This is a genomic window from Paenibacillus turpanensis (assembly GCF_011421635.1).
Taxonomy (GTDB): domain Bacteria; phylum Bacillota; class Bacilli; order Paenibacillales; family YIM-B00363; genus Paenibacillus_AK; species Paenibacillus_AK turpanensis.
In genome coordinates, this window is sequence record NZ_WTLI01000004.1 from 184,391 (window position 1) to 198,474 (window position 14,084).

General features: G+C 50.5%; 11 protein-coding genes. 5 read left to right on the plus strand and 6 right to left on the minus strand.

The genetic code is table 11. The annotated features are described in order from the left end of the window. Positions 1-27 precede the first annotated feature (27 nt). Genes GQS10_RS05510 through GQS10_RS05520 form a run of 3 tightly spaced genes read right to left on the minus strand, consistent with a single transcriptional unit; the run spans position 28 to position 3,425 of the window. A complete protein-coding gene (locus GQS10_RS05510; protein ID WP_166239854.1) occupies positions 28-1,977 on the minus strand; it encodes a carbohydrate-binding domain-containing protein in 1,950 nt (649 codons plus the stop codon). Positions 1,978-2,002: 25 nt separating this feature from the next. Further along, the gene (locus GQS10_RS05515) at positions 2,003-2,689 is read right to left on the minus strand and encodes a DUF4956 domain-containing protein (protein ID WP_166239856.1); all 687 of its coding nucleotides are present in this window, start codon (positions 2,687-2,689) and stop codon (positions 2,003-2,005) included. Next, the gene (locus GQS10_RS05520; RefSeq protein ID WP_166239858.1) at positions 2,682-3,425 is read right to left on the minus strand and encodes a polyphosphate polymerase domain-containing protein; all 744 of its coding nucleotides are present in this window, start codon (positions 3,423-3,425) and stop codon (positions 2,682-2,684) included. The genes GQS10_RS05515 and GQS10_RS05520 overlap by 8 nt, the downstream gene beginning before the upstream one ends. Positions 3,426-3,658: 233 nt before the next feature. Here GQS10_RS05520 and GQS10_RS05525 point away from each other — a divergent pair, with 233 nt between their 5' ends. From GQS10_RS05525 to GQS10_RS05540, 4 genes are all read left to right on the plus strand, one after another. Beyond that, positions 3,659-4,336 (plus strand): response regulator transcription factor, encoded by a 678-nt coding sequence (locus tag GQS10_RS05525; RefSeq protein ID WP_166239860.1) that lies wholly within the window; start codon positions 3,659-3,661, stop codon positions 4,334-4,336. Further along, positions 4,336-5,601, plus strand: coding sequence for a sensor histidine kinase (locus GQS10_RS05530; protein WP_166239862.1), 1,266 nt, complete (start codon positions 4,336-4,338; stop codon positions 5,599-5,601). Before GQS10_RS05525 ends, GQS10_RS05530 begins: the two co-directional genes overlap by 1 nt. Positions 5,602-5,844: 243 nt before the next feature. Beyond that, positions 5,845-6,234 (plus strand): BlaI/MecI/CopY family transcriptional regulator, encoded by a 390-nt coding sequence (locus GQS10_RS05535; protein WP_166239864.1) that lies wholly within the window; start codon positions 5,845-5,847, stop codon positions 6,232-6,234. 53 nt (positions 6,235-6,287) lie between these two features. Continuing rightward, positions 6,288-8,552: a M56 family metallopeptidase gene (locus GQS10_RS05540; protein WP_166239866.1), complete on the plus strand. Its 2,265-nt coding sequence runs from the start codon at positions 6,288-6,290 to the stop codon at positions 8,550-8,552. Positions 8,553-8,658: 106 nt separating this feature from the next. Here GQS10_RS05540 and GQS10_RS05545 read toward each other — a convergent pair whose 3' ends face one another. From GQS10_RS05545 to GQS10_RS05555, 3 genes are all read right to left on the minus strand, one after another. Next, complete coding sequence (locus GQS10_RS05545; RefSeq protein ID WP_166239868.1) at positions 8,659-10,374, minus strand: ATP-binding protein; 1,716 nt, start codon at positions 10,372-10,374, stop codon at positions 8,659-8,661. A gap of 167 nt (positions 10,375-10,541) precedes the next feature. Next, positions 10,542-11,438 (minus strand): alpha/beta fold hydrolase, encoded by an 897-nt coding sequence (locus tag GQS10_RS05550; protein WP_166239870.1) that lies wholly within the window; start codon positions 11,436-11,438, stop codon positions 10,542-10,544. Between the two features lie 184 nt (positions 11,439-11,622). Continuing rightward, entirely contained in the window at positions 11,623-12,324 is a 702-nt protein-coding gene (locus GQS10_RS05555; protein ID WP_166239872.1) for a thermonuclease family protein, read from the minus strand. Positions 12,325-12,489: 165 nt separating this feature from the next. On the opposite strand from GQS10_RS05555, the gene GQS10_RS05560 reads away from it, so the two are divergent. Continuing rightward, a complete protein-coding gene (locus tag GQS10_RS05560) occupies positions 12,490-14,082 on the plus strand; it encodes a vanadium-dependent haloperoxidase (protein ID WP_243734980.1) in 1,593 nt (530 codons plus the stop codon). Positions 14,083-14,084 lie beyond the last annotated feature (2 nt).

Sequence of the window (14,084 nt, forward strand, 5' to 3'; positions counted from 1 at the left end):
AGCCAGCTATCGGTGCAGCTGTCTCCCTTATGGCCGGCCCATACCGCCGCCGCCCATACCGCCACGGCCTCCGCCCATTCTGCCGCTTCCTGCTTCGGTTACACCGGATTCATTCAGCCACGTTACACTCTTCGCTACCTCAAACGTAACGATCTTCGTTCCGCCTTGGTACGACCCGTCGCCGTATAAGCCGTTCGTCGCGCTGCCCGTCGCTGTTCCTCCCGAGTAAAGCGTATAGGAACCGCTGCTGAGCTTCGGCGTGCTGATGACTACCGCCTGATAATTTTTCTGCGGAGCAAAGGTCACGATCGTGTTGCCCTTGCTGTCTTCCAAATGCACGATCGTTCCCGCCTTCTGCGTTTGGGAATACTGCATCATGATCGAGTTCTGCGTCGAAGAATCCGAAGCGCCTTGCGCCATGCCCGCGCTTCCCGCCGTAATCAATTGGCCTCCGCTGAGCACGAAGCCTTGGTCATAGTCTAATGCGCCGTTGCCGCTGGAGGTCGGGCCGCTAACCATGACCGTGCCGCCGGACATTTCGATGGAGCCGTTGGCATCGAGGCCGTCACCGTTCGAGTCGACGAACACTTGTCCTCCGCTAATCATCAGCTTATTACTAGCCGAAGAGCTGAATTGATTTTGTCCGGCGCGTCCGCTCACCGCGGAGCCGTCATTGCCGCCCGATACGTTGATGCCGTCGTCGCTTGCCGTAACGCTCACCTCTCCGCCGGAGATGAAGATTTCGCCGCTCTCAATTCCCTCATAGCTCTTGGCCACTCGGATCGTTCCGCCTGCAATGGCAATCGATGCGTCCGCATGGATGCCGTCATCGCCGGAAGTCACCTCGATCTGGCCGCCGTCGATGGCAATGCCGCTGTTCGTATGGATCGAATCGTCGGCGGAATCGATAGTAAAGGTGCCATTTTTGATTACCAGATTCGCTGTCGCCTTCATGCCCTTCGCGCTTCCCGTTTCCGTTGCCGCAGCCACGCTCTCACCGCCGCCCGACCCACGGGAAGTATTCACCTTCGCCGGCACCGCTGCACTGCCTCCGCCGGAAACGATGGAGTACGTTCCGCCTTCGATCCAAATCGAATTCGCGCTCTGGATACCGTCGCTGCCGGAGGTAATGTGGAAGCTTCCCGCTTCCAGTGCGATCGACCCTTTGGTCGTATCCGTATCATAGGTTGACTTGATGCCGTCTCCGCCTGCTTCGATCGTGACTCTGCCATCCTTAACCGCGACGAGATCGCGTCCCATAAGGGCATCGTCTTCGGCGTGGATTTCGTAGGTACCACCCATTATTTTTAAATCGTCTTTACTTGTTATGCCGTTATTGAAGTTTCCATTTACGACGAGCTTGCCGCTGCCATTAAAGGTAAGGTCCGCGTCACTGAAGATCGCCGCATTCGGCTCATCCGTGGAAGCATCCGCATACACATACGTTTTGCCGTCGGACACCTGGTTTACCGTTCCTTCCGGCAGGGAGATCACCGCTTTGCCCGCTTTCTTAACGTAGATTGCTGCGCTGCTGCTGTTGTGGACCGTCACGCCGTTCAGCACTACACGTACAACGCCCTTATCCTCGGAGTCTATCACTAGCTGACCTTCATTCAGCGCACCGCTAACCACGTAGGTTCCGGGAGCGGTGATTCGCACTTCTCCGCCTTTGACTTCTACACCGGTCCCTTGCACGGCTGCACCGGTTCCGTTCAATTGAATCTGCGCAGCGGCCCCATTCGCATAATCGCTGTAAACGTCGTCCGCTTCATATTCCACCAAGTCGCCTAGCTTGGTCATTCCAACCGCTGCGGTAGCCGAGGTGCCTCCTGAAGTGGCAGTTCCGCTCCCTGCATTTACAGCCGCAGCCGTTGTTTGTTCATTCGGCGCTTGCGCTGCTGTATTGCTGCATGCAGCCAGAACAGCTGCGCTTAATAGTAAAATCGACAGTTTATGTTTTGCCGTTATCTTGTTCATGTTCATCGTCTCCTTAGGGGTGATCTTAATAGTCCGGTGTAGTCGGGCTCATCGTTAAGCTAATATCTAAATTGCCGTTGCGGCACCGGATAGCATCGATAAACGCCTTTTGATTCATTTGATTGTCCAGTGTCACGGTATACATCAATTCATACAGACTTCCCAGTTCGGTGGTCCGCACCTTTTTCAGCTCATAGGCGACGTTATATTCTTTGAATACCTCGTCAAACGCTTCCTCGTAGCTCAGGCTTTCCGGAATCGTCACTTTCAGCGTCTTTTGCGCCGCTTTCTTTGCGCCGAAATTGACCGCCTTCAGGATAAACATCAGCACACAGAGGGATATTGTAAATAACACCGCATAGTCGAACGAGCCGACGCCGCAGGCAAGTCCCGCCGCCATCGTAAACAGTACATACGCAATATCCTTCGGATCGCCAGGGGCGCTTCGGAAACGAATAATGGAGAAGGCTCCGGCGAGACTGAACGCTCGCGCAATATTATTGCCGATCATGAGCACGATAATGGCGACGATCGCAGGCAGAACAACCATTGTCAGCATAAAGTTCTGCGAATAGCCGGTGCCGCCGCTTGTTTTCATATACGTAAAGCTGATGATTGCGCCTAAAGTAAAAGAGATCAGAATCGTGAGTAAAGCATGGGTTAAGGTTAGCTGTACATCGGTTGTCGTTGAAGAAAAAATAGATTCAAGCATAGTGGATACTCTCCCTCTCGATTTTGCGGGTATGGATCATTTTTTTGTATTCATTGCCGTATTTAGAGAAGCTCGTACGGTACATCTTATGCTCGGAGAGCAGCTTGGACAGCCAAAGGGGAATCGTCTTTTCCGCCTTTACTTCCATCAGCCAGCGGCCCTCTTCCAGCAGCGGTTCTCCATGGTCGCCGGCCTCCAGCCGCAAGTCATACCGCCGTGAGCGAATGCTCGTATCGAATGTGATTCGCAAATCGCGATTGTTTTTGCAAAACAACGCCTTTCGGTCATAAGCCAGGTACACCTTCGGCTGCAGCTCATAGCGCTGTACGAAATATTGAATTTCCTGCAGCACCTGCTTGTTCATATCATCCTGCAGCTCCGGCTCGATGCCCCGGCACACCAGATCATAAGCCTCATGGATGCGAAGTGCGGTTCGGCGTTTGTTGACGAGACCGAACACCTTTTTCTTCAGCTCCAGATACACCTTTGCATTTTCCTGCGGCACTCCGTAGGCTCTCAGGCGAAGCTTTTCTTTGTATTTCGGTTTGGCCAGACTATTGCGGATCAAGGTGTCATGCTTCGTGTCAAAATAAATGTTGCTGATCGAGTAAAACTCATGCTGCTTGTTGTATTCATCCAGTTCCATATATTCGAGCAGCCGTTCGTAAAATTGCTCATAAGCTGCTGTCGTGAGCAAATACTTGTTTTCGTACCGGTTAAATACTTCAATCGCCATGCTGCAGCTCTCCTTCCCGTTTGACGGTGCGTGTCTGTCGTTCGATGTCCTTATCGTAGAGCAGAAACCTTTAATGAATCTTAAATGCCTTTACAAAAAATTAACTTTGTTTTCGGGGTGTTTTTCCGTGTCTCCGCTCTCTTCGATTTAAAAAATATTAAGTTTGATTAAAGGTTCACTTGCTATACTGAATGAGAAAAGACAGCCAGCATCCTAGAAAGAAGTGAGCACATATGAGGATCTTAATCGTCGAGGACGAGCTTCATCTCGCAGAGGCACTAACCCAGATTCTACGAAAGCATCATTACTCCGTAGATGCGGTTCACGACGGACGGTCCGGATTGGACTATGCCGTCAGTGGAATATACGATTTACTTCTGCTCGACATCATGCTGCCCGAAATGGACGGCATCAGCGTGCTGCGGGCGATCCGCAAACAAGGGATTTCCACACCCGTCATCCTGCTGACCGCCAAAGGGGAGATTACCGATAAGGTAAACGGACTGGACCATGGCGCCGACGATTATATCGCCAAGCCGTTTTCTACGGAGGAGTTAATGGCGCGAATTCGCGCGGCGCTGCGGCGGAAGCATGAGGTGTTCGCGGAGGATGTGCTGAACTTCGGCGATATTGAGCTTAACGCAACAAACCTCAAGCTCATGTGCAAGGGAAAGGAAATGAAGCTGAACCCGAAGGAAAGCGAGCTCCTTGAGCTGCTCTTGTTGCGGAAGCAGGCGATTACTTCGAAGGAGCAAATTATTGAGAAGCTGTGGGGCTTTGATTCCGAGGTGGAGCATAATAACGTCGAGGTGTACATTTCATTTTTGCGAAAAAAGCTGACCTTCCTCGCCTCGGCTGTGCGCATCAACACCGTGCGCGGCGTCGGGTACGTGCTGGAGGTGACCGTCTAATGTTCCGCCGGCTTCGCAATCGATTCCTCATTGTTAATCTGGTCATCATCTCGGTGATGATGCTGCTGGCGTTTGCTTCGATCTATTTGATTACCTATCAAAATGTTCGCAGTGACATTGATATGGAGCTCCGCCGCAGCGTCGAAATGTACAATAAGCCCGCCGGTCGTCCCGATAAATTCCGATCCGGCCTGGAAGGCGATGGACCGCCCGGAGGAGGCGGCGGACCGCCATCGGAACGATCGGTTTCCTTTGCAGTTCAGACCGATCTGGACGGGAATATCCTCTCCGTCAACTCTCGTTACGATATGGAGCAGCAGTATTGTGAGCAAGCCGTACAGGCCGTGATTGAAAAGCGGCAGGACCGCGGTCAGCTCAAGCTCGAGGATTATTATTGGGCCTATACCTATCAGCCTACCCCGCAGGGGTCGCTCTATATCTTCCTTGATGTGTCGGACCGTCAAGACTTTCTCAACAATCTGGTCATCACCTTTGCTGCCGTCGGACTAATTATGCTGTTCATTATCTTTTTCATCAGCCGCTACTTTGCCAATCGTTCCATCGCTCCGGTCAAGGAGGCTTTTGATAAACAAAAGCAGTTTATTGCCGATGCCTCGCATGAGCTGAAAACGCCGCTCGCCATTATCAATACAAACGCGGATGTCCTGCTGGCGAACAGTGAGGATACGATTCGGAGCCAGTCCAAGTGGCTGCAGTATATCAAGTCGGAAACGGAGCGCATGACCAAGCTGACCAACGACCTGCTCTACTTAACGGAGCTGGATGACTCCCGGATTGAGATGCTGCACAGCGCTTTTCCACTCAGCGAAGCGGTTGAAGATGTGATTCTGACGATGGAAGCCGTCATCTTCGAAAAGCAGCTTACGCTCAGCTATGATATCGAGCCGGGGCTCTCCGTTCACGGGAGCAGCGAGCAAATCAAGCAAGTCATCATGATTTTGCTCGATAACGCAATTAAATACACGAATTCGTCCGGCACGATTGATGTGCAATTGAAGAAGCGCCATCATGAAGCGCTGCTTACGGTGACGAACAGCGGCGAGGGAATTGCTCCCGAGCATTTGGAGCGGATCTTTGACCGGTTTTACCGGTCTGATCCTTCGCGGGCGCGCAAGCTGGGCGGCTACGGTCTCGGCCTTGCAATCGCCAAGGCGATGATCGAGCAGCATAAAGGGAAAATCTCGTGCAGGAGTACAGTCGGCGACCAGACGACATTTACCGTGCAGCTGCCCTTGAAGAGCTAAAGCACAAGGAATGATGCCACGCGAATAGAGGAAGGGCCCGGGACAAAAACCCGGGCTCTATTTCGCATGTTCAGGCCAGCCCCGTCTTTTTCGGTTGGGCCTGCTTGTATCGGTCGGCGGAGGATCATGATCTCCTCTGGAAAATATAGGTTGACGGTTATGATTTACATTTGTTATAGTTAGCTCGCCGGCAACTTTTACATTTGTAATAGTTAATAATCCATGGAATAGAGGTTATGTGCAATGAATCAGCTCCCGAAAATCTCCGAATCGGAATGGGAAATCATGAAAGTCATCTGGAAGCATCATCCGATTAGCGCGGAACAGATCATGCCCCATCTTTCCGATCAAATGGAATGGAGTGAACCGACGGTTCGAACCTTCCTCAACCGACTTCTCAAGAAGAATGCGATCGGTTATGAAAAGTCGAGACGAAGCTACCTTTACTATCCTTTGGTCTCCGAAAGCGATTGTGTGAAAGCCGAGAGCAGATCGTTTCTGCAGAGAGTGTTTAACGGGGCTGCAGATTTAATGGTTTCCAATTTCATAAAGGAAGCCCAGCTTTCGGACAAGGAAATCGAACAGCTGAAAAAGATTTTGGAGGAGAAGCAGGGGAAGGAAAAGCAATCCTAACCATGACCCTATGTGTGAAACGTCGGGCTATGCTCCTGTTGTGAGGTAATCGAATGGACATCGTGGTTCGTATGTTTGAATGGTTTCTATACTCTACCTTAGCGGCCAGCGCCATCATCGTTCTCGTGCTCGCTGTCCAGGCACTTTTTCGTCGGCGGCTGGGTCCGCGTCTCTCGCACGGCCTATGGCTTCTCGTGCTGCTGCGTCTGCTTTTTCCCGTTTTCCCGGATAGCCCTGTGAGTGTGTTCCAGCTGCTCCCTTATGCTTCCGATGCTGTGCGTTCTATAGGATACCTCATATCACCTGAGGAAGCCGCCCGTTCTACCGGACCATCGGACTTCACCCTCATTCCTGAAGTGGAGGGGTTAACGCCGATCCAGAGACCGAAGCTTCAAGACAGCGACATCAAATTGAACCTATCTGCGGATGAATATAAAACGGAAAACTCTGTAACGAGTCCCCCTCCACTCGTCTTGCGGATTTCCTCTATGGTTTGGGCGGCAGGAGTCCTTATAACAGCACTTCTCTTCATCACAACGCTCTTGCTTGTTCGAGCACGGGTCAAACGGCTTCATCGGGTGATCGACCCATACGTTCTTCACATGTTGGAGGACTGCCGGAAGAAACTCGGTCTGAGGCAAAAAGTCCAGCTGTATACCGGGGCTGATGAAAGAGGCCCTTATACTGCCGGCCTGCTTCGTCCTTACATCTACGTGCCCGAATCCTTGTGTAAGAACGATGCTGCCTCGGAGCTTGTCCATATTTTACTGCATGAGCTTGCGCATATTCGCCGCAAGGATGCGATCTGGAATGCAGCCGGATTCGCCGCCCTCGCTCTTCATTGGATGAATCCGCTCGTTTGGTTTGCGGTAAATAAAATGAAGGCCGACCGGGAGCTTGCTTGCGATGCATGCGTTCTAGAGGTGCTGCACGATCAAGACGCCGTTTCCTATGGCTATACGGTGATCGGCGGTTTGCAGCAGTTCACGGCCAAGCGCAAGCAGCCTTTGGCTAATTATTTCCTTGGGCTCCATACCCCCCATCAACACAAAAGGAGAATACAAATGATCGCTTCTTATAAAAAAGGTGCCTATCAGCTGTCCGTATCCGCGGTGATTATCGCGGCCGTCCTGGGCGTAACCACCCTTACCAATGCCAGCATGGACGGCACAGCTCGCGAATCCGGCGGAATTCAAGCCCCGTACACGCTTGCTGCTGGCAGCAGTGCTTGGGAGAATTGGTCGGACCCGTCATCATTCCGGGTGTACAATAACCTGGAGAAAGCGGTCCAAATGGCCGAATTTCCATTTCAAGTCCCGGCGGCTCTCCCTGCCGGTTACACGTTTGCCGAGGCTCAGCTTACTCCAAAGGAATTCGCCGGTGAACGCCGTACCCAGATTAGCATTCGGTTTGAGAAACGAATTGATAACACGATCCATGGATACTTTGACCTGACCGCATGGTCCGGCAGCGAAATCCCGCTCGCTGATGCTCTGGCAGAGCTCGAGAAAAAGGAGGAGCGGCTCTCCGAAGCAAAACCGGTGCTCAGCTCTGAAGTCGTGTCCTTATCGGGCAAAGATGCCTTAAAGGTTACGATACAAAAACACAATTCCGAAATGCTAACCTACCTTTGGCAGCATGCCGGAGTTCTGTATCAGTTGGAAGGAAGAGAGTCTCTGTCGAACAGCGAACTGCTCGCTCTCATTGGTGCCATGAAATCACCGGATGACGCAAAGATACAAAGCTACATCAATCCGAGCCTGGATTATGTCAGCCTTTATGATTCCGACGACCTGAAACGAAATGCGCTGCTCTTCGGTCTAGAACCCAAATTTCCTCTGCTCCTCGCCGGGAAATATAAGCTTGCCAGTGCCTCCTTCGGCGGACCGGCCAATTTCAGCTACCCGACTGAAAGCGCAGAAGGCATCAGCAGCCATGTCTTGAGCACTCACTACCAGTCCGCGGCGAAATCTCCCAATACGGCCGATTCTAAGGATGCTTTAAGCTTTACCCTTTTGCAGGTGAAAGACCATACGATTCTCCCTAAGATGGCCGCTGACGGCTTCGCCTCCTTATGGCGCATCGACGGCCAAATGTTCAAGGCCCCCGTAACTCGAATCGAGGTTGCCGGAACGGAGGTTTTCCAGACTCATCCCTATAAGATTGATGGAGAGTTAAGTCCGCCGGAGGAATCCGATTTTATCAGCTATTTCTGGAAGGAAAACGAAATTTGCTATCAAATTCGATTCAAAGCATCCGATCTTCCCGTACGAGAACTGATCGAAGCGGTGATGAAGGAAAAACCGATCGAGCTCTAAGTCCCACGGCAATACAAACTCAAAAAAAAGCTGCGGCAGGTTCATCTTTCACCCCCTGCTCGCAGCTTTCCTATTTCCAATGTGAGTCTGCCATTCGATCCGCTCCCTATGCAGGAAGTGTGATCGTAAAGGTCGTGCCCCGGCCAACTTCGCTATCAATCCGAATCGTCCCGCCATGGCTCTCAATAATTTGATAGCAGACCATTAGACCGATTCCCGTCCCCTTCTCTTTCGTCGTGTAGAACGGCTCCCCGATTTTTTCGATCAGCTCCTGCGGAATGCCGCTGCCTTGATCGATGACCTCGATTTGAATATATTTTTCACTTCCCGTAACGTTAATGACAATGTCTCCGCCCTGCTTCATCGCTTCAATTGCATTTTTGATCAGGTTAATAAACACCTGCTTCATTTTCGTCGCTTCACAGTGTATATAAAGCTGCTCCCTATCCGTCTGAACGATAATCTCAATATTTTTCATGACGGACTGGGAGGAGAGCAGGATTTGAACCTCCCGAATCAATTGGACCATATCATGCCGCTTGCGGTTTTCCGAGTGCGGCTTAGCCAGTGTTAACAGCTCACTGGATATTTGCTCGATTCGCGAAAGCTCTTCGTCAATCACCTGATAGTAGAGCTCTTTCCCGCCGCCCATCCCTTTTAACATATGAAAAAAGCCCTTTATCGCAGTCAACGGATTACGCAGCTCGTGGGCAATGCTCGCGGCTAACAGCCCGGCAATGTTCATTTTTTCCGATCGGATGATCAGCCCCTCATTTTCTTTCTCCCGCGTAATATCAACGAAAGAATGCAGGCTGGCCGGCTCGGCTTCAAACAGGATATCGATCGATTTCACGACATAATGCTTCTTTTTTTCGTTATGCAAAATACACTGATGCTCTTGAAGCTGGGATGTGGAGGATTCAATTCGGCTTCTTTCGTAGGTCTCAAAAAACGGCTTCAAAACCGTTTCCTCAACCGATTTCTGATCACGGATCGCAAACTGTTCCTGCGCAAGATCATTGCAGTACAAAATGTCAGTGCCCCGTCTAATGAGGATCGGGATGGGAAGCTCCTTCATCAAGGTGCGCAGCCGGAGTTCACTTTGCTCGATGACCTGATTTTTTAACTTCACCGTTTGGTTTTCTACAGCGAGCTGGTTGTTCTCATCCTTCAGCAATTGATTTTGCCGCTCCATTTGTTGGAGCCGATCAAATTCATCCAAAGATAACGGCTGGTGATGCTCCCGATTGTAGAAAGGGGAATCGCAGCACTGCTCATCGGTCATAAGATAGGTATGTGTCTTTAACAGCTCATTCTGTATGTACGACGGTGTTATGAACGCATCGTAGGCGCACACCGAGATCATCTGTTGATCAAGGATATAGTCGTTACAGTTTCGTTCATAGTCCATCAGCCGCTCCAGCATGGAGAGATCAGTAACTATAGGAAGGTACCCCCATGTGTACACCTGTCTTCCCTGTTCCAGATGAGGCTGCACGATGCTTGTTAACGTATTTCCGGCGCCCGTCGCATCGAGCTGCTGTTGATCGTCCAGATAGAATTCGGCGGCTTCTACAAATGTAACCTGTTCCAGTTGTTCCTTCGAAACCCTTTTGGCCCTAAGCTCCTCGCGAAGCTTGATGATCCGTTCCTCAGTCTCTGCGACGATCACAGCGGCATCGTGACGGATCCCTTCATAGATAAAGCTGGCGGCGTTGTTTATATACTTTCGATTATCTGAAAACATATACAAGACATGAACTCCGCCCTGCGGCACATGAGAATCATCAAAGAATGGAAGCACTAAGTGTGTACCGGGCATGAAGTCCCCTCGATTCCTGAAGTAAAATCATCGCGTACAATAAAATGATACTATCATTTCCCTTTGTTATAAATGCTTTTTTGCGAGCTGGGCAAAAATACCAAGGAAAAATCGCAAACAAAAAAAAAAGAAAGACGTTCATCGCCTTTCCTTACATCTAGTACAATTTAGTTGTCTCCTCTATCATCTTCCACCCTATCGATAAAGGATTTTGCTGCTGCCCCCGCTTCTTGAGGCTTTTGCATCCATACATAAGCGTGTAGCGATTCAGGGATTCGCAATACCTCATAAGACGGTACCAGGGTTGCAAAATGCTTCATACTCGCACGAATTTGTTCGTTGCTCCATTCCTCTTCACTCGGAAGAAACAGCACCGGACACTTCAATTTTTGATAATAGTCCTCAAACCGCAGCTCCCAGTACTTTTCGATATATTCCGTCCTTACCCGATTCGAATAATGACTCGTAAAGCTTCCGTCTGCGGCTTCCATTGCCGTACTGTCCACAAAAGCGGCAACCTGCTCGTTCCAAAGGCCCTGCTGCTCAAAAGGAGCGCGGGCTTGCATTACGAATTCCTCTTTCGTCCTGCAGACCGGTACCTGTCTTTTCGAAAGCTCTACTTTCATTTCCGCTTTTTTATTTGCGTTCTCCTCCGCACTGCCGTTAAACATTCCCCACTCCCCGAACTCATTGTAAAGTGCCCCTTCACAAATGAAGGAATCGATGAGCTTTGGATGTGAAGCGGCAAGACTGAGGCCGACCTCCGCTCCCATCGAGCTGCCCACGATATGGCATCGTTCGATATTCAGCTTCGTAAGCAGCAAATACACATCATGCGCCATATCGTCGATATGGTAACCGGTATCCGGTTTATCGGAGCGTCCATGACCTCGCAGGTCAGGCGCAATAATCCGATAATCGGCGGCGAATTGCGGCAGGATTCCATGCCACATGTCGCTGGTTCCCCCGCTAAAATGGAGAAACAGCACCGCGGGCTTGTCCCCCTCCGAATGTTTCACATGTAACTGAATCGAATTGGGAAGCAATATGCGTTGTTCTTTCATTGAAAATCTCTCCTGCGCGTCATGTCATTGCCTTGCTATTATACTTTCTAATTCGGAACAGATGAAAGGGGATTCCGTGCCAAGCACAAAAAGCCTTACTTCAGCAAGCATGAAAAGTGCTGAGCGTAAGGCTGGTTTGTTACAGGCTTCCCTCAAGGGAGCTTTCACGGCTGTATACTTTCACTTAAAGCTGATATCCTGCTGCCTGGAGATCTTCCTTCTTCATGAAAAAGACCCGCTTCTCCACCGGGATCTGTTGATATTGGCTTGGTTTCACCGCTTTTTTGGTCTCGTAGTCACCCACAAATTTGGTGGGCTTTTCATTCCGGACTCGCATTCGGAATTCAAACGGAAGCTCCTTCAACGGGTTGGCCGGATTCCAAATCCCAAGCTTCGCATCGCGTGCTTCCTTCAGCACCCCTTGATAATCCTTAAAGTAGGTTAGATTAGGCCAGATGAAATACGTAGCGGCCAATCCTTGAGCAACCAAATCGCGATTCACGTTCAAGCCATTCTTAAACACGTGAGCAAGCAAACGGTTGTAGGCATCCTTAGCCTCTTTCCCCGTTTGAAGCTGAATCTTCGTGCCTGCGGGAAGAAGTCCTTTCAGGTAGGCTGTGGCCCTTTCCGCATGCTCTCCTTGGCTTTTGCCGTTAAAATTGGTTTCTGGCGTATCAATAGACACCAGCCGCACCTTCTTCGTCCCCAACACTTCCTCCTGAAGCCGGATCGTATCGCCATCGACAACTTCAGCCACAACCGCATCATAAACCGTTTGCGGCTCATCGGCCGAAACAGGCAGAGCATTGAACCACCCAAACAGGATTAGCGCGACTGCTAGGATCGTGACCAGCCAGCGCTGCACAGAACTTCTTTTCGTAAACACGTTACATTCTACCTCCTAAAACTGTTTTATTTGTAAACTTCATCCACTATGTTGTCCGTGTCATTCCTTTTTATCCGAAGCAGTATAGATCCATTTTAAATTCCCTCGAGGCTCTATAAATAGGAAAGTTGGTTTAGCTTCTCAGCATACGTTTTTGAAGAAGGCATGAAGAAGGAAGGAATGATTCATGTGGGTGACATTCTAAAAAAGGGTCAAAACATTATTTATAAAGCACGCAGTCAAGCGATTGGCCCGCTCGCTCCTAAGGAACGAATTCAACGCGCATTTGCGATTCGAGTACAAAATGCGCGGTTTTGGAAGAACCGTGCTCTTCCTATTCAGCGAACGAATGGCGACGAACAACGATTCCCCGATAAAATCGCAAATTACTCTAAAGCATTTCCTCACAATTCCTTGGGTGAAGTAAAGCTTCCTGCTTATCGAAAATATATCCGTACATTAAAAAGCGGCGATCCAGAAAAGTTTGAAAAGCTTCCGCTCGGTGGCATCGCCAAGCTTACGAATCCCCAAGCAGCGTACGCCTATGAGATGGTAGGCGCGGACAGTCATCAGCTGGCGCTCCCTCCCCCTCCCGCGTTTAGCAGTGCAGAAATGGCCGCTGAGCTCGTGGAGATTTATTGGATGGCTTTAGCGAGAGATGTTCCTTTTTCGGATTACGCGACCGATCCGCTTATTGCGCAAGCCAGCCGTGAGCTTTCTACCCTTACGGCATATCAAGGTCCTACCTTAGATGGGCGAGTGACACCGCGCTGTTTATTTCGCGAAACGATCCCTGGAAGCTTGACGGGTCCTCGTGTTTCGCAATTTTTGCTGCAGCCTATCCCTTTCGTGTCCACAGCGATCACACAGCGTTATCGCACCACCGAACCCGGCAGTGACTATCTCACTTCTTACGACGATTGGTTAGCTGTGCAAAACGGCGATCTTCCAGCATCATCGTCTGATTTTGACCCCATTCCCCGCTACATCCGAAATGGTCGCGATCTAGCCGAATGGGTGCACAACGACCGCTCGATTGACGGGGGTGAGATTGCATGCCGAATTCTGCTCAGCTACGGCGATCAGGCCTGGGATCCCGCAAACCCCTACTTTCGATCCAGAACACAAGTGGGATTTCCTACGTTCGGCTCGCCGCATGTTTTGGATTTTGTCACCCGTGCGGCTCGCCCCGCGCTGGAAGCTGCCTGGTTTCAGAAGTGGCTGGTGCATCGCCGGCTTCGGCCGGAGGAATACGGCGGACGCATCCATAACCAAAAGACCGGTGCCGCGGAGTATCCTATTAATCGGGAAATTTTACAATCACAAGCGCTGGCCGAAACCTTCCGGAAATACGGCACCTACCTATTACCCCAGGTTTATCCAGAAGGCTGCCCGACCCACCCGTCTTATCCAGCCGGTCATTCTACTTTTATTGGAGCTATGGTCACGATGCTGAAGGCATTTTTTAACGAATCATTTGTAATTCCTAATCCGGTCATTCCCACCCGCGACGGCCTCTCCTTAATACCGTATGAAGGTCCTCCTCTTACTGTGGGAGGGGAACTGAATAAGCTTGCCGGCAATATCGGCACAGGCAGAATCTTTGCAGGTGTCCATTTTCGCACCAGCAATGAGAATGGTATGCGCTTGGGTGAGAAGATCGCAATCGGAATTATGCGCGATTACCGCAAAACGTATAATGAGGCGTTTGCGGGGTTTACCTTGACGAAGTTTGACGGTACGACCATTCGAATCTAAAC

Excerpts from the sequence above, each read along its gene's own strand:
- GQS10_RS05540 (WP_166239866.1), top strand. The coding sequence starts at position 6,288 with ATGGACATCGTGGTTCGTATGTTTGAATGGTTTCTATACTCTACCTTA.
- GQS10_RS05535 (WP_166239864.1), top strand. The coding sequence starts at position 5,845 with ATGAATCAGCTCCCGAAAATCTCCGAATCGGAATGGGAAATCATGAAA.
- GQS10_RS05510 (WP_166239854.1), bottom strand. The coding sequence starts at position 1,977 with ATGAACAAGATAACGGCAAAACATAAACTGTCGATTTTACTATTAAGC.
- GQS10_RS05525 (WP_166239860.1), top strand. The coding sequence starts at position 3,659 with ATGAGGATCTTAATCGTCGAGGACGAGCTTCATCTCGCAGAGGCACTA.
- GQS10_RS05560 (WP_243734980.1), top strand. The coding sequence starts at position 12,490 with ATGAAGAAGGAAGGAATGATTCATGTGGGTGACATTCTAAAAAAGGGT.
- GQS10_RS05515 (WP_166239856.1), bottom strand. The coding sequence starts at position 2,689 with ATGCTTGAATCTATTTTTTCTTCAACGACAACCGATGTACAGCTAACC.
- GQS10_RS05520 (WP_166239858.1), bottom strand. The coding sequence starts at position 3,425 with ATGGCGATTGAAGTATTTAACCGGTACGAAAACAAGTATTTGCTCACG.
- GQS10_RS05545 (WP_166239868.1), bottom strand. The coding sequence starts at position 10,374 with ATGCCCGGTACACACTTAGTGCTTCCATTCTTTGATGATTCTCATGTG.
- GQS10_RS05550 (WP_166239870.1), bottom strand. The coding sequence starts at position 11,438 with ATGAAAGAACAACGCATATTGCTTCCCAATTCGATTCAGTTACATGTG.
- GQS10_RS05530 (WP_166239862.1), top strand. The coding sequence starts at position 4,336 with ATGTTCCGCCGGCTTCGCAATCGATTCCTCATTGTTAATCTGGTCATC.